Source organism: Psychrosphaera algicola, assembly GCF_028401425.1.
In the GTDB taxonomy this organism is placed as follows: domain Bacteria; phylum Pseudomonadota; class Gammaproteobacteria; order Enterobacterales; family Alteromonadaceae; genus Psychrosphaera; species Psychrosphaera algicola.
Map to the genome: position 1 here is coordinate 218,825 of NZ_JAQOMS010000002.1, position 16,430 is coordinate 235,254.

At 38.6% G+C, this 16,430-nt stretch carries 11 protein-coding genes and 3 pseudogenes; 6 read left to right on the forward strand and 8 right to left on the reverse strand.

All coding sequences use genetic code 11. The annotated features are described in order from the left end of the window. Positions 1 to 25: 25 nt before the first annotated feature. From PN838_RS01240 to PN838_RS01255, 4 genes are read right to left on the reverse strand one after another with little or no spacing between them, the layout of a single operon-like run. Positions 26 to 337: a response regulator gene (locus PN838_RS01240; protein ID WP_272179530.1), complete on the reverse strand. Its 312-nt coding sequence runs from the start codon at positions 335 to 337 to the stop codon at positions 26 to 28. Further along, positions 315 to 782: an ATP-binding protein gene (locus PN838_RS01245; protein WP_272179531.1), complete on the reverse strand. Its 468-nt coding sequence runs from the start codon at positions 780 to 782 to the stop codon at positions 315 to 317. The genes PN838_RS01240 and PN838_RS01245 overlap by 23 nt, the downstream gene beginning before the upstream one ends. Continuing rightward, a complete protein-coding gene (locus PN838_RS01250) occupies positions 776 to 2,767 on the reverse strand; it encodes a histidine kinase dimerization/phospho-acceptor domain-containing protein (protein WP_272179532.1) in 1,992 nt (663 codons plus the stop codon). The genes PN838_RS01245 and PN838_RS01250 overlap by 7 nt, the downstream gene beginning before the upstream one ends. Beyond that, on the reverse strand, positions 2,754 to 3,863 hold the full coding sequence (locus PN838_RS01255; RefSeq protein WP_272179533.1) for an ABC transporter substrate-binding protein: 1,110 nt from the start codon (positions 3,861 to 3,863) through the stop codon (positions 2,754 to 2,756). The genes PN838_RS01250 and PN838_RS01255 overlap by 14 nt, the downstream gene beginning before the upstream one ends. A 157-nt stretch (positions 3,864 to 4,020) precedes the next feature. Here PN838_RS01255 and efpL point away from each other — a divergent pair. After that, positions 4,021 to 4,592 (forward strand): annotated as a pseudogene (efpL, locus tag PN838_RS01260) (elongation factor P-like protein EfpL). Positions 4,593 to 4,843: 251 nt separating this feature from the next. Further along, the gene (locus PN838_RS01265) at positions 4,844 to 5,818 is read left to right on the forward strand and encodes an aldo/keto reductase (protein WP_272179534.1); all 975 of its coding nucleotides are present in this window, start codon (positions 4,844 to 4,846) and stop codon (positions 5,816 to 5,818) included. A gap of 189 nt (positions 5,819 to 6,007) precedes the next feature. Here PN838_RS01265 and PN838_RS01270 read toward each other — a convergent pair whose 3' ends face one another. From PN838_RS01270 to PN838_RS25865, 4 genes are all read right to left on the reverse strand, one after another. Further along, on the reverse strand, positions 6,008 to 6,595 hold the full coding sequence (locus tag PN838_RS01270; protein ID WP_272179535.1) for an EAL domain-containing protein: 588 nt from the start codon (positions 6,593 to 6,595) through the stop codon (positions 6,008 to 6,010). A gap of 5 nt (positions 6,596 to 6,600) precedes the next feature. Continuing rightward, the gene (locus tag PN838_RS01275) at positions 6,601 to 8,199 is read right to left on the reverse strand and encodes a diguanylate cyclase domain-containing protein (protein WP_272179536.1); all 1,599 of its coding nucleotides are present in this window, start codon (positions 8,197 to 8,199) and stop codon (positions 6,601 to 6,603) included. 121 nt (positions 8,200 to 8,320) lie between these two features. Beyond that, positions 8,321 to 8,872 (reverse strand): hypothetical protein, encoded by a 552-nt coding sequence (locus tag PN838_RS25860; RefSeq protein ID WP_334313244.1) that lies wholly within the window; start codon positions 8,870 to 8,872, stop codon positions 8,321 to 8,323. A gap of 35 nt (positions 8,873 to 8,907) precedes the next feature. Then, the gene (locus PN838_RS25865; protein WP_334313245.1) at positions 8,908 to 9,567 is read right to left on the reverse strand and encodes an amino acid permease; all 660 of its coding nucleotides are present in this window, start codon (positions 9,565 to 9,567) and stop codon (positions 8,908 to 8,910) included. 142 nt (positions 9,568 to 9,709) lie between these two features. On the opposite strand from PN838_RS25865, the pseudogene PN838_RS01285 reads away from it, so the two are divergent. The 4 genes and pseudogenes from PN838_RS01285 (at position 9,710) to PN838_RS01300 (ending at position 16,378) form a co-directional block, all read left to right on the forward strand. Next, positions 9,710 to 10,125, forward strand: a pseudogene (locus PN838_RS01285) (Lrp/AsnC family transcriptional regulator). A 389-nt stretch (positions 10,126 to 10,514) separates the two neighbouring features. Continuing rightward, the gene (locus tag PN838_RS01290; RefSeq protein ID WP_272179537.1) at positions 10,515 to 11,627 is read left to right on the forward strand and encodes a TolC family protein; all 1,113 of its coding nucleotides are present in this window, start codon (positions 10,515 to 10,517) and stop codon (positions 11,625 to 11,627) included. 447 nt (positions 11,628 to 12,074) lie between these two features. Further along, entirely contained in the window at positions 12,075 to 13,283 is a 1,209-nt protein-coding gene (locus PN838_RS01295) for an efflux RND transporter periplasmic adaptor subunit (RefSeq protein ID WP_370660995.1), read from the forward strand. Then, positions 13,284 to 16,378 (forward strand): annotated as a pseudogene (locus PN838_RS01300) (efflux RND transporter permease subunit). Positions 16,379 to 16,430 lie beyond the last annotated feature (52 nt).

Sequence of the window (16,430 nt, forward strand, 5' to 3'; positions counted from 1 at the left end):
CTTGATCACGCAGATTGATTCGAGTTTAGCCTTGTGAATCAATATTCTGTTGAGTTAAGCGATACAGGATCGCGAGCTCAATGGGTTTCCCTATGTGTCCGTCAAAGCCAACTTTTTCATATTTGTCGATGTCTTCTTTCATGACATTCGCTGTTAACGCGATGATCGGCGTATAATTGTTATCAATTTTTCTTATCTCTAAACACGCATCAATACCGTCCATTTCAGGCATTTGAATATCCATAAATACAAGGTCGGGCTTATGTTCGATAAACGCTTTTACAGCCAGTTTACCGTTTTCTACGGCGATAATTTTAGCATTTGTTGCTGACATCATTGACTTGAATACGACCTTGGTTAATCATATTGTCTTCGGCTAATAGTATCGTTTTACCACCAAGGTTTGGGGTAACTAACTCAGTTTCAATCTTGTCTTCGTGTTTAATTTCAACATTGGTTTTACTTAGGGGTAATGTTAAATACACTTGAGTACCAACATCAGATTCACTCTTAATTTCAATTTCACCATTCATTATTTGTAATAAATTTTTAGTGATAGCCATTCCTAGACCGGTACCGCCATATTTTCTAGTCGTCGAACGGTCTGCTTGTTCAAATCGTTTGAATAATTGAGCTAGTCCGGCTTTAGACATACCAATGCCGGTATCAAATATGTTTATTTTAAGTCGAGGATTTCCCCATGGGTCTAAGTCAGATGAAACGCTGATTTGTACGTGGCCTTTCTCGGTGAATTTAATTGCATTAGACGCCAGATTTAACAAAATTTGTTTAATTCGGATAGGATCCCCAATCCAACCATCTTCAAAGTCTGTGTCTTTTTGAAAATGACCTCGAGACCTTTATCAACGGCGATAGGTCTAATGTCATTAAGTACCATTTTAACGATTTTGTTAACTTCAAAAGGAACTTCTTCGAGGCTTAACATACCAGCCTCTATTTTTGAAAAATCCAGAATGTCATTAATAATGGTGAGTAAAGATCGACACGAAAACAAAGCGTTTTCGATTAAATCATTAACCATCAAGTCATCTACTTGTTCTTCAATCAACTGCAATGAACCATAAATCCCGTTCATTGGCGTTCTTATTTCATGACTCATATTGGCCAAAAATTCGCTTTTGGCTTGATTAGCCACATCAGCTTCCTCTAGCGCGTTGACCAATTTCCGCTGTGTTTCTTGCCGAGCAGAGACGTCTCGAACCAAACCAATAAATAGCTTTCGGTCACCGACAACAATTTTTGTAACAACCAACTCCATATCAAATTCTTTATCAGTTTTATCAACGCCTTTTACCAACCTTGTTGTATTGATGATATTTCGATTGATATTGTCGTCCTGTGTTTTTAAATAATGGTCGTGGTGCACTGCGACGTTTTTAGGCATTAGCTTACTAATGTTTGCGCCGATCATTTCTGACTCTGTATATTTAAATAGTTTTTCAGCGGAGCGACTGAATTTTTGGATCAAACCTTTATCATCAATCATGATAAGGGCTTCGCCCAAGTTATCTAAAATTGCTTGTTGCACATCTAATGTTTCGTTCATGATGCTTTCTTGATGTTGACGTTCAACAATCAAGTCATTAAATGCTTTAGATAGCTGACCAATTTCGTTATTGCTATAAACGAGGTTTTTACTAACATTTTTTCCTTCACGGAAACGTTGGACCACTAAGTTAAGTATTTCGATAGGGTAGGTGAGCTGCGATGAAATATAGATTGAAAATGCTGCGACAAGTATGGTGGTTAAAATTAACATAGCGATAGATATTGTGATGATTTTATCGTTACTACTAAAGGCATAACCTTTTTCAGTTTCGTTCACCACAACCCAAGTGACATCGCCAATGGTAATGTCTTTATGAACGGAAATTACCGGTTTGGAAAATAATCCCAAGGTATCAAATAATTCGATTTTTGTGTCGCGTATATTATATTGGACTTTGTTGTCGTCTGATGGCTGCGGAATAACTTTTTCAAATTTAATGTTTGAACCGAACTCAGAGTGCATTTTTAATTTTCGGTCTTGATTGACAATAAAATTATTTGTGCCGACATTTTTATATAACTCAATCGTCCGTTGGATCCTGTCCATTTTAAGTTGCATGGCCATAACGCCCATTTTATGTCCCTTATTGTCTAAAACTGGGGACGTAATAAAGCCTGTTAGATGGTGCTTATTTGCTGGATTCTCAAACAAGTCTGAAAAGTTAACGCTGCCATTTGCAAAGGATTTTTGCATAACGTTACTCAATAAAGTACCGGAATATTGACCGGTAAAAAGATTAGAACCTAGCGTTGTATTATCACCTAACGAAAATAAAACATTGCCTTTACCGTCGACCAAAATTAAATCTGCAATATAATCATAATCAAGCCATCGCTTTGTGAAATAGCCTTTGTACTTCGACACAACGAGTTGGTGCTGATAACTTTTTGTGAAATTTTGTATGGTTGACGCTTGGTTTTTATGTTGCTCGATGAGTTCAGACAATAAAGAAATTGTTGAAGGACTTGATGAAATATCTTTAGCGTCCATAAATCGATATTGAAACCAATTGTTAATAAAAGAAGCCTGTGATGACGCTTTACTCACAAGGTGTTTTACAACTTCTTGCTTTATTTGGCCACTCGCTAAGTTGTAGTTAATCGAGACTGCAACAATTAAGGGCATTAAACTTATGATTAAAAGCCAACTTAATATAGAACGGTTTATCGAAGTAAATTTCTTTTTAATTGTCTTCATCGTTACCCGCTACTGATAAAGTATCAAATTCTTTAGCTGCAAAATTATTAATGTTGACTGGTGAAGTTATCGTGCCACTCTCCAACCCTAAATTCATCATTAACTTAAGTCCCGGTTTATCAATATCTAAATGTTCGTAATTAATCACACGTAATGTCGGATCTAGGCTTAACCTAATTGCTTCCGTTGTATGAGCGGGGATATGTTTTTGTACCATTTTAATGATTTCATTTAATTTTTCTGGATCACCGTTTCTTGCTTCTTCGATATATTTACCCGCTTTCTTAATCATAGAAAAAACCTCTTTTATGGCTTTTGATTTAGTTTCGAGCGCGATATTTGTTGCAAGGGCAATACATTCCACATGGCCGTTTTGCGTGTTTAAAACATCTTTTGAATACCATGCGACTTTGCCAACATTTTGTGATTCGGCAACATCTATCCATGGTAAAGACTGCTCAATGGCTACTGGCCTGTTTAAATTGTTGTTGCCACGTAAAAAGTTGAGTGACTCTGCAGGGTTAACGGCAATCGCTAATACTTGGTCGTTAAAATTAGGCTTGAAACTCAAAAGTAAATTGTTGTTTTTAAGATAATGAAACAAGATTACGGCATGCGAAGACTGCAAATGTGGTACGCCAATTAGGACTCGCTGATTTGCGTTTATTTCGGATTTAACAATTTGGGCAAGGTCATGACTGGGTTTGCGTTCGTTGTGGTCATCGGGCAATTCCAGTTGATTGGCAAGTACGTTGTTGATTGCTAATCCATTGCCGTCGCGATGCATCAAGCCTATCCATTTAAAAATTGGACTTTCCGTGAACATGTTTAACGCCAAAGGCGCCATTGCAAAAGCTATTTCGGTATTGCCTTCCAAAAATTTTGTTTTTAACAAGTCCCAATTTTTCATTTGCTGGATAGAAAAATCAGCATATTTCATTTGTTCCGCATACTTTTCAAACGCCACAATTGCCGCATAGTGATCAGCTAAAGGAACATAGATAGCGTTAACTTTTACACGTTCCGCATGTAATTGGGTTGAAAAAACGAAACAAAAGTGGATAAAACCGACGATCAAACCTATTCGAAGTTGCATTTACGCTTTCCTGAATTTACTCTTAATGAGCTTAGACTAAAAAATCAATTTTGGCCTAAAAAATAAATTACTTATAAATAGGTAATTGATTGAATTTTGGTCATTAATATATGAGTTAACAATCAGCTTGCTAACTTATTTTTAAACAGGAAACGTAATGCCTAAAGCTAGTGAAATAAAAAACATGCCGCACTCGATATAGATGGTCGAGTTTTAATCGTAAAAGATATTGTTCGTTCAGTTCCGCAGGGGCGTGCAGGCGGAAGCTTATACAGAATGCGTATGTATGATGTAGTCACCGGTGGTAAGGTTGATGAAACGTTTAAAGCCGATGATATGTTAAAATTTGCCGATCTAACACGACGTTCAGCGACGTTTTCATACATTGACGGTGATGAGTATGTCTTTATGGATGCAGAAGATTACACGCCATACAATCTAAATTCTGCAAGCATTGCAGATGAAATCCAGTTTATCACTGAAGATACACAAGGTCTTTCTGTCGTGTTAATCGAAGGTTCACCTGTAGGGGTTGAACTTCCTGCTCACGTGGAACTAGTAATCACGGAAACCGACCCTTCTATAAAAGGGGCTTCTGCTAGCGCGAGGACAAAACCGGCTACTATGTCTACTGGCCTGACGGTGCAAGTTCCAGAGCATATATCCGTTGGTGATAAAGTGAAAATTAATACAGCAGAGATTAAATTTTTGGGTCGCGCTGAGCACTAATTAGTCAATTAAAATGTCGAGTAAATATCGTTGAAAAGGTAAAACCAAGGTTTTACCTTTTCTATTTTAAGAGCTGTGATTTTGGCAATAATAAAATTGTTTTTCCGGTTTACATAGGTAACGCAGCTCAACGAAATAGAACCATGCATACGTATTTTCGTTTTTTCTGTTTCTATTTTTCAAACTCATAATACTATAACCCTATTTTTAAATAACGTGGCTAGTGAGTCGATTAGCCTTAGGAAGTTTACATGTCTAAACAATTACCTCTAACTCAAAAAGTACCGCATTGCAGTCAACTCGTCTTTGGTTGCATGGGTTTAGGTGGGGACTGGAATGAACCTAATTACAGTCTAAATGATGTTGCGGTCGCAAATAGAGCAATCGACACTGCGTTAGAGGTTGGTATCTCAATGTTTGATCACGCTGACATCTATACACGAGGGAAAGCTGAGCAAGTCTTTGGCGATGTACTCAAACAAAGACCACATCTTAGAAAAGATATGACGATCCAAACTAAATGTGGGATCCGATTTGAAGATGATAAAGGTCCAGGTCGATATGACTTCTCAAAAGAATGGATACTACATTCGGTTGAAACCAGTCTGAAGCGCTTGAATATTGAACAAATAGATATTTTACTATTACACCGCCCAGACCCATTAATGGAACCAGACGAAGTGGCTTCTGCATTTGACCAACTCATTAAACAAGGCAAAGTTAACAAGTTTGGTGTTTCTAATATGACAAGTGCGCAAATGCAATTGTTGCAGCAAGCACTACCAAATCCATTGGTTTGCAATCAATTAGAGATCAGTTTAGGGCATTTAGATTGTATTGATCAGGGCATTATTGCCAATGTAGGCGGAGAAGCTACATACAATGCGATGGCTGGCACATTAGAATATTGCCAATTGAACGACGTTCAAGTTCAAACTTGGGGAAGTTTAAGCCAAGGTTTATTTAGCGGACGCATTTTAGACGGGCAAGCTCCGCATATTATTACGACCGCTTCGTTAGTGTCGTCACTAGCTGCTGAATATCAAACAAGCCCTGAAGCAATTGTACTGGCGTTTCTTACTCGTTTGCCACAAGGTATTCAACCGGTAATTGGAACTGTGGATCCTGATAGGATCAGAGCGTGTCAGCGGGTAATTGAGGTAGAGTTAACCCGCGAACATTGGTATCAATTGTTTGTAGCAGCTCGTGGCCGTGTTGTACCTTAATTGGTAGTGCGAACGGCAACAAAAGTTGGCTGTTAAAAGGAACAGCCAGCTTTTTGATGGAATAAAAACCACCCTACAAAACAGCAACATGTTACGTTTTTGATTGTTGGTTTTTCGCGCCAAATTCGGTAAGAAATAAATCTAATTTAGCACTTGGTAAAGGTCGACTGAAATAATACCCTTGGATTTCTAGCAACCTAAATCAGACAATATTTCCATATGACTCAATTCTTCGACCCCCTCAGCAATTAACGTTAAGCCGAGGTTATTCCCTAATTCAATGACAGTACTGACAATTGCCTTGTCGTCTTTGTTTAATTCGATTTGTCGAATAAAGCTCTGGTCAATCTTGAGTTTATCTATTGGAAATTGCTTTAAATAACTTAATGAGGAATAACCCGTACCAAAATCATCAATAGACAATTTCACACCGCTATCTTTTAGCTTTTGTAACATCGCGATGGTATCTGTTTCATTGTACATAATGACACCCTCGGTGATTTCAAGTTCTATATTTTCGGCAGGAACTTGCGTTTTTTCTAACACACCGACAACAGTGTCGTAGAAACTAGGGTGATTAAATTGTTGAGGCGAAATATTTATCGCGACAACAATATCTTTATATCCCTGTTCGATTAACGCTGCCGCTTTGTTACAGGCATTTAATAAAATCCAATCTCCAAGTGGCACAATTAAACCGGTCTTTTCAGCCAGTGGAATAAAATCAATTGGTGGAATAAATTTATCCCTTAGCTGCCAACGAATTAGGGTTTCCACGCCAATTATTTGGTTTTTTGGATGTCCAGTTGCGGTTGGAAATACAACTCCAATTGTTGTTTTTCAATCGCTACTCTAAGGTCATTGGTTAACTCTATTTCTTTAGATATCGAATCACCTAATTGCTCTGAAAAAATAACCAATGATGAATGATCAATTTTTATAGCTGAATCTAAGGCGATAGTCGCAGATTTTACGATGGTTTGCGCTTCCGACGCGTGTTCTGGAAAACACGTAAAACCAAAGTCCAATTCTAGATTGACCGTATTTTCAAAGGAAAACGTTTCTATAATTTTTTCTAATTTATTAACTAAATTGGCAATTTCCCTATTACAAATATCTGACTGAACAACAACGGAAAATTGTTTGTCTGAGGTACGGTATAACGTATGAGGGACGTCTTGCAGTAGTGTCTTTAATTCTTTGTTCAGCAGCAAAGCAAGTTGTACTATGATTTCGCTGGTCTGTTGAAGACCTAAGCGGGTGATCAAGTGGCTGTAGTGTCTGACTTCAACTAAACCGACGACACTGTTTTTGTCAATTTCACACACCTTTTCTAAGTCAGCTAAAAATTGGTTTTTGTTAAATAGCCCAGTTTCCATGTCGTGAAAAGCTTGGTAATGCATTTGTGCTTCAGCCCGTTTTTTCTGGGTGATGTCTAAAATATGCAAATCCCAATTTTCTAAATCACTTAACCAATGCAAATTGCATTCAAGTGTACTGTCACCAATTTCTACTTCAAATTTATCTTGTTGGTCGTGGTTTGTGCACACCTTACTTTTAGTTTCTTTGAGTGGTATTGCGATAACTTCTTTAAACTCGTCTATATCAATCTTTAAATTAGTTAATAATCGTAACATCGCCGGGTTGGTATATTTAACTTCATTTGTTACATCAATGGACAGAATTGCATTTGGGTTTCTTTCTGGAAACAATGCAAGTCTTCTGTTTCTAACCGAAACCATAATTGACGTTCTAATTGCACGGCCTACAAAATAAGCGATAAGGATGATCATAACGCTGTATGCCAGTACGATTTGGTTGGTTGTATCTAAACTTTGCTTAGTATTGTTATATTGTTTGACGATACGTTCATTGGTGCTTTCGGTTATTTTGGCTATGACAGGTTTGATTTGAATACGGTACATGGCCAATATTTCTAAATGGGTGCGCGCTAAGTCCCACATTTTGCTGTCGGATGCATCACCAAGTTGCATGTTATCGTCAAATTCGGAAGCAAGTTTTATAGTTTCTAATTGGATTAAACTCAGTTGATTTATATATTCTAATCCGACACCAACTTTGGCTAATTCGACTAAATCTGAGGACACCTTATCCGCAGTTGCGTTAAAGTTAGTTTGGTATACTTCACGATTTTGATTTGCATAATATTCGTTTAGATAAAGCTCCTGCTCTATAAATAACGAATTTAGATTTTGTAAACGCTCAAACACTTTAATTTCATGGTCGACAAGCAGTAGGGCATTTTGTTTGATATTTTGAGTGGAGTTATAAACAATACCGGAAAGAATAGTTCCTAATAATATGATGACACCATAAATTAAACCTGCATTACGTTTTAGGATTGCACTATTTAATTCCAAACTAACCCACCTTGTTTATGTATATACATACGATTAACTAGACCGAAGTAAACTGAAAAATGTTTCAGCTTACGTCGACAATTGAAAAGTATAAACCATATTTGGTGATTGTATAACGTTATTATGTAGTTGAAATTATTGAATGTTTCCTTTTTGCTAACGGTGCAACGATAATCAATAAAATCAATGCGTAAGCCATTTGCCAAGACAAACTAAAAGCCAGTGTTAAACACACGATAATACTGATAGATGCGAGCCAGAAGTACTTTTTAGGTAATAATTTAAACGCAGCAAACATTGAAGTTAAATAAATCACGACAAAAACACCATTGCAGAGTCCGACTAACACCGCCAAATCTAGTTTAAATAAATGGGATACCGTTAACACCACGGCCATTAAAAGCACGATGTGGCGCAGGGCAATCTGAGCTGTACCAGATGAATTCTTTTGTTGATAAAGCGGTGGCAATACTCCGTTATGACTGAAGCTCCACATTAATTTACTGCAACTAGCCGTATATACATTAACGGTGGCAAGACCGCCTGCAATCCCTAAAAAGCAGATCACGATATTTCCATAGCCACCTAGCAACGTATCAAATATATCCACCATCGCTAAGGTTGATTGTGAACTTACATGGGCAACTAAAAAGGTACAGGCGATGTAAATCACACCAACTAATAGGGTTCCAAGTACAATCGCTGGGACTAAATCTTTTTGGGGTCTTTAAATTCCGACGACATGTGAGCCATGGCTTCTATTCCTAAAAAGCTCCAAAACGCCAATGCTGCTGCGCTAAACATGGTACTTATTGGTTTAGTATCCGTTATAAGAGCGGGCGTTATGTTGTTTACTGTATCAGCAGACAGGAAATACGCTAAGCACAAGATCCCTACCAAAGCGGATATTGTTAATGTTAGGCCCAATTGAATAGTCGCGGATAAACTTACGCCGCGTATATTTAGTAAGTATATGATTAATAAAAAGAGGTACTGAACCATCAATCCTGAAATGTCACTCAATTCCAATAGTGTATCAACAAATTGGAATGTCATAATCAGCGCAGCAGGGGCGCCTAGCGGTACAACCAATAAAAAAATGAGTCCAATAGAACGACCAACAACTTTTCCAAAAGCAAGTTCGCAAAAATTAGCAGGTCCTCCGGCATGTGGGAACTGCCCCGACAACTTTGCAAAAACAAGTGCTATGGGGAGAATAAACAAAGTCAAAAATGTCCATGACCAAATCGCATTGACCCCTGCGATTTCAATTGTCATTTCCGGTAGTATAAAAACACTTGTTCCTAATAGTGTCGTAGCGAGTAATCCAGCTCCCTGCCATACACCTAATGTTCCTGCGTGACTCATCGTTGTTCCAACATCATTATTGAATTTGAGTAAAGTATAAGGGAGTTTACTTTTACATATCGACGTAAATTAACAACAAAAAACTAATTTGACCGTCAATTTGCAGGCATAATGCAATTTTCCCATCAATTTGAAGGTAAGTATGGATAAGTTTGATCAACACATAATTGAAATGCTCCGGTTAAACGCCCGGGCGAGTATTTCGTCTATTGCTGACCAAGTCAGTTTGTCGCGTTCATCGGTCACTGAGCGGATCAAAAAACTTGAACAACGTAATATAATCAAAGGTTATCAAGTGCTATTGACCGAATCTCAAAAAGACGGCGTTAGTGTTTATTTTGAAATCCAACATCAATGTGCAAGGTGTTCAGAAGTCATCCCAGAAATTAAAAAATTCCGGAAGTTGTGACATGTCATGGCATAACAGGTGATATGGATTTATTGGTTTTTGTGAGGGCAAATTCAATGCAACGAATCCATGAAATAAGAGAGTCGTTAGATGCAACAAATGACATAGTAAAAATAAAAACCCACGTTGTTATGAGTGAATGGATCTAATCGTTATTGTTTTTAAAGGGCGAATGTTTAATTTGACCAAATTTTGTCTAACACTAAGATTTTATTGACATACAATTGTTGTGACTCATGGTCATTTTAAAATGTGACCTATGGTCATATCCCTAATTGGGGAGGGAAAAGCGTTTTTTTAAATGCTTAAAAAATATCGCATATTTATCAAAATGCCGATGGAACTTTCGCGTTAAATTAGTTACTAATAGGTTCACCTTTTTATATTCCAAAACACTGTTTATGCAGTTTTTAGGGGAATCAACCTGCAAAAATTGTTGTTCGCCGAAAGGGATGAAATTAGTTTTCAACTTTGAATATCTAATTTGGCAGAATAAAAAATGAGTCAGATTGACACAAAAAAACGGAAGAGAAATTTAGTGAAACAGAGTTATATTAGGTTATTGACAGTTGTTGTACTGAGTAGCGTGACGGCAAGTTGTGCGACCAATAACAATATAAGCATAAAGCAGGATCAAATTACTGTCCCTGAAATGTGGCAAAACCCATCGTCAAATGCGGTTGTCTCAGCTCAAAAAGTGTCAGTGCACGACGTTATTGACAAAAACTTGATTGAGTTTATTCAAGTTGCAGTAACGCAAAATCCTGAGTTAAAACAACTTAGCTTCGAATTAGAAGCGGCAAAACATCGCGTAACGGCAAGTGGAGCGACATTATGGCCTTCACTCGATTTAAATTTGCAGAGCAGTGTACGTCAGGCAAACGAAAATGCTGATGTTGTTGACAATGCAAGTTTAAACCTTGCACTTAAATACGAAGTTGATATTTGGGGCAAATTGTCTGCGGCTGATCAACAAATCAATCTCAATTTCTTGAAGTTGCAAACTCAACATAAAGATAGAATTAATACTTTAGTTGCTGAGGTGATGACAACCTACTTTGCGATTGTAGAAGCAAAGCAACAGTTGGAGCTTAATAAGCTTCGATTGGAGAACACCCAAAATAATTTGGCAATAATAGAAACCGGTTATGAACAAGGATTGAATGACGCTCTGGACGTGTACTTAACTCGCAATGATTTGGCAAATGAGCAGGCAAATATTTCAGCCCAAACTCAAACGCTCGAAAATCTGGTTAGGCAATTTAAAACATTGATTGGAACCTACCCTGACAACCAGTTTGATTATCAAGATTTGGCGTTAGATATTTTACCTCTTGACGCGCTTTCCAACACACCTTCAGATGTTGTAAAGAACCACCCTAAATTGCGCGCTGCGTGGCAAGGGCTATTATCGTCGAATGCGGCGGTTGCATTTGCTCATAAACAACGATTTCCGTCATTTTCGCTGTCGTTAAGTGCGGGTAGTGAAGGTACAGATCTCGGCAAAGCATTAAATGAGTTTGACTTAGGTTGGTCTTTTATAGGCAATATCGCTGCTCCACTTTTTAATGCGGGACGTTTAAAAGCGAACGAAAATGCGGCTAAATCGAATTTGCAGGCACTAGAACAAAACTACATTAGTGTTTTTTAAGTACCTTTGAAACCATTGAAAGGCTAAAGGCAAATCAAACAAATCTGCAGGCACAACTTAATGCAAATAAAATTGCCGAGCAAAATGCTGTTGCAGCAGAAGAACTTTCTTTTGAGCAGTACTTAAAAGGTCTCGTTAACTACGCCACCGTTTTAACATCACAAACACGGGCATTTAACGCACAGAGTTCGGTTATTAGACTGCAATATCAATTACTACAAAATCAAATTAATTTATTCACTGCGTTAGGCGGCGATTTTCAAGCATTATATGAACAAGGCAATGTCACATTATGAGTAACATAAATTCATTAAACTCGACCTCAAAGCTAAAGAAAAAGCTTACAGCAATCGTAATTATGCTGGCCGCTATCGCGTTGGCCTTTTTATATTTTCAAACCCACCAGTAGCTAAACGCGAATTTAAAGCGCCGAAAGCCCAAATGACCGTGGATGTAAAAAACATTAAACCAGAATTGTACCAAGTCTATTTAGACAGTTTTGGTACTGTTAAGCCTCGTACTCAAAGTAAGTTAGTGGCTCAGGTATCCGGGCAAATTGATGCCATTTCGCCAAAATTTCGTGAAGGAGGCTTTTTTAAGAAGGGTGATTGGTTAGTCACAATTGACGATCGAGATTATAAAGTCGACGTTAAAGTGGCTGAGGCAAGTTTATTAGATGCTCAACAACAGTTGGCTGAAGAACAAGCTCGGTCAGATCAAGCACGTGCTGATTGGAAACGCATAGGGAAAGGTGGTGAGCCAAACGATTTAGTTTTGCGACTGCCTCAGCTTAAAGCTGCTGAAGCCAATGTATTGTCTGCAGAAGCTCGATTAGAAAAGGCTCAATTGGCACTTGAGCGAACCAAAGTTCATGCGCCTTATGATGGCCGTATATTAACGAAACAAGTTGATGTGGGCCAAGTTGTGTCCAACAACGCCTATTTAGCGGATATTTTTGCAAGTGATTATGTTGAAGTCAGATTGCCTATTAACAACAACGATATACCACTAATTAATCTACCTGAACAACAGCAAGAAACCGACATAATGGCGCTAGCGCAAGTACACTTTTCGAGTCGTTTTGATAATCAAGACTGGGCAGGAAAACTGGTTAGGACAGAGAGTTCTATTGACAGTAATTCGCAACAGTTATACGTGGTTGCACAAATAGACGATCCATATGTTGTTAAAGCAAATGGCATGACATCGTTAAAAATTGGTCAATATTTGACTGCGAGACTCGCTGGCAAAATATTATCAGATGTCATTGTTATCCCAAATAAAGCCATTTACCAAGGTAGCTATGTTTATGTTGTAGAAGAAGGTGTACTGAAACGTCGCGAAATTCAAATCCTATGGAAAAATTCCTCAGACGCAATTATTAATAGTGGTTTAGAAGAAGGCGATAGACTAGTGTTGACGTCACTTGGCCAAGTCAGTTCTGGAACACCTGTGACGATTAATGGTGAAGCAAAAGTGACCAAAATAAAGCCTGTAAAAAATAACTTTGAGCGCAAGTTTGACCAATTGCCGGCGAAAGCTCAGGAAAGGATCAAGCAACTTGCTGCTGAAAAAGGCGTTTCTGTTGATGAAGCAATGAAAATGCATAGACCTCGCAAAGATAAGCAGGCGACGAGCGGACAGGGAGACAAATAGATGATTGCTTGGTTTACCCGAAATCATGTAGCCGCTAATTTATTGATGATATCGATATTATTAAGTGGACTATTTTCTCTATCGAGCCGGATCCCATTGGAAATATTTCCGTCATTTGAATCCGACATTATCAGCGTTTCACTATCATTAAGAGGCGCGACCCCAGAAGATGTTGAAAAGGGCATCAGTATTCGAATTGAAGAAGCGGTACAAGATCTTGAGGGGATTAAAAAGATCACGAGTACTTCTGGAGAAAGTTCTTCAAGAGTTAATATAGAAGTAGACAATGGATATGACGCACGAGAAATGTTAGCTGACATAAAATCTCGTGTGGATGCCATTAATACATTTCCGGCTGACGCTGAAAAACCAATTATTTCAATTGCACAACGTAAACGAGACGTAATGACTGTTACGGTTGCAAGTGATTATGGTGAAGCGGAAATTCGCCAGTTTGCAGAACGAGTGCGTGACGATATATTACGTATTCCAGGGTAACTCAATTAGATTTATCCGGGGTTCGTAACTACGAAATCGCGATTGAAATATCGCAGGACAAGTTACAACAGTATGGCTTAACACTTGGTCAAATCTCTAACTCAATCGCAAATAGTAGCCTAGATATCTCTGCGGGTAATCTGAAAACCTTAGGTGGAGACATTTTACTGCGTTCAAAAGGGCAGGCCTATCGTAAAGACGAATTTGTCAAAATAGTCGTAAAACAAAATACGGATGGCAGTATTGTTAGATTGGGTGATATTGCAAATGTTAATGACGGCTTTGAAGAATCGCCTATTAGGACACGTTTTAATGGTAAACGGGCAGCGTTTATTGATGTTTATCGTATCGGCCAACAAAGCGCAATTGAGGTTGCCGATCTTGTAAAAGAATATATAAAAGAAGAACAGTCCAACTTGCCTCAAGGTTATGAGCTAAGTTACTGGGACGACGATTCGATGATTGTTAAAAATCGTTTAACAACTTTGACAACAAGCGCACTGCAAGGTGGGTTTTTAGTACTGCTGTTATTAACGTTATTTTTACGGCCTTCAATCGCTTTTTGGGTCTTTATCGGGATCCCAATTTCCTTTATGGGCGCGTTCATCTTTATGCCGTTTTTAGGCGTAACCTTGAATGTTATGAGTTTGTTTGGATTTATTCTCGTTTTGGGGATAGTAGTAGATGATGCCATTGTGACTGGTGAGAATGTCTATACCCATTTACGAAAGTCAGACTCGGGTGAACAAGCGGCAATACGAGGAACGCAGGAAGTTGCAACTCCAGTTACCTTCGGAGTTTTAACAACGGTTGCGGCATTTTTACCATTGGCATTTATTGAAGGGCAGCGAGGCGCATTATTTGCACAATTACCGGCAGTTGTTATTCCGGTATTAATCTTTTCTTTAATCGAATCAAAGTTTGTTCTGCCGGCTCATTTAAAATACATTAAAATTCGGAAGAATGAAGACACTAACGGCTTGGCTCGATTTCAACAACGCTTTGCGGATGGTTTTGAAAACGCAATATTGAAGTACTATCAGCCCCTGTTAAACAAAGCTCTTAGAAATAAAGGCACGACCGTATCTTTGTTTGTTGGTGCCTTGCTAGTGGTTATTGCGTTATTAATGAGTGGTTGGACTAAATTTATATTCTTCCCACGAATTCCATCTGAAACCGTCAGAATGAACTTGTCAATGTCGACAGGAACGCCATTTGAGGTGACCGATCGTCATATTCAAAAAATATCTGATGCAGCTTATCAATTACAGCAAAAGTATGTCGAAGAAGATGGACGAAGTGTCATTATGAATATATTGGCATTTACGGGCGGCCGTGGTGGCGCGACACATCAGGGGCAAGTTCGATTTGAAATAATTCCTCCAGAAAAGCGAGAGTCGACCATAAGTTCACGAGAGTTATTAACCGAGTGGCGTAAAGAGATTGGAGAAGTCCCTGGCGCTGAAAGCATGTCATTTAGAGCGGAATTAGGACGAAGTTCTGATCCAATTGATGTGCAGTTGTCATCGACCTCAATGGAGACGTTGCAAGATGCCGCAGAAAAGGTGAAAAAACGACTCGCAACGTACCCTACGGTATTTGATATCAATGACAGTATGTCTAGCGGTAAGCAAGAGCTGCAAATCGAATTAACAGAGCAAGGAAAAGCGTTAGGGTTAACTCGAAACGATATCTCTAGACAAGTTCGTAATGCGTATTTTGGTTCTCAAGTACAACGTATTCAGCGCGGTAGAGACGATGTTCGGGTGATGGTGCGTTTACCATTGGACGAGCGACGTTCAATATCAGAATTGGAACATATCCTTATTAATACGCCAAATGGCGGCAGTGTGCCTTTGGCACACGTTGCTAAGCTCGATCCTGGCGTGAGCCCTTCATCGATTAATCGGATAGACCGTTATCGTGTGATAAATGTGACTGCGGACTTAGATAAAACCAAAGTTAATATGACAGTATTAAACGCAGACTTAAAAGACTATCTTGACGAGTTAGTAGGTCATTATCCAGGTTTGTCACACTCTTTAGAAGGCGAAGCTAAAGAACAAAGGGAGTCATTTGGATCCTTAAAATGGGCGTTAGTATTTGTTTTCTTTATTATTTATTGTCTATTGGCGATTCCGTTTAAATCTTATACGCAACCAATTGTTGTTATGAGTGTTATTCCATTTGGTGCACTTGGTGCCATGTTGGGACACTGGATTATGGGGATGGACTTATCTTTGATGAGTTTGCTTGGCATGTTGGCGCTTGTCGGGGTGGTGGTAAATGATTCATTGGTGTTGGTTGACTATATCAATAAAAAACGAGCGGAAGGCATGGCATTATATGATGCTGTTTCAACTGCGGGGGCCGCAAGGTTTAGACCGGTTATGCTTACGAGTTTAACCACATTTATCGGTTTAATGCCGTTGTTGTTTGAAAAATCAACCCAAGCACAATTTTTGATACCGATGGCGGTATCACTAGGGTTTGGTATCTTATTTGCGACGTTTATTACTTTGATGTTGGTGCCGGTCAATTACATATTACTTGACCGCGTAATCGGGTTTATCAATCCAAGCAAAAAAACAACATAGCGTAAAGCGCTGTGGGAAAAAAATTAGCTTGAGTACGGCTCATTAGTTTCCG

What these genes read in the sequence shown, in the direction of transcription:
- PN838_RS01255 (WP_272179533.1), bottom strand. Translation starts at nt 3,863, where the DNA reads ATGCAACTTCGAATAGGTTTGATCGTCGGTTTTATCCACTTTTGTTTC.
- PN838_RS25865 (WP_334313245.1), bottom strand. Translation starts at nt 9,567, where the DNA reads ATGAGTCACGCAGGAACATTAGGTGTATGGCAGGGAGCTGGATTACTC.
- PN838_RS01240 (WP_272179530.1), bottom strand. Translation starts at nt 337, where the DNA reads ATGATGTCAGCAACAAATGCTAAAATTATCGCCGTAGAAAACGGTAAA.
- PN838_RS01250 (WP_272179532.1), bottom strand. Translation starts at nt 2,767, where the DNA reads ATGAAGACAATTAAAAAGAAATTTACTTCGATAAACCGTTCTATATTA.
- PN838_RS01265 (WP_272179534.1), top strand. Translation starts at nt 4,844, where the DNA reads ATGTCTAAACAATTACCTCTAACTCAAAAAGTACCGCATTGCAGTCAA.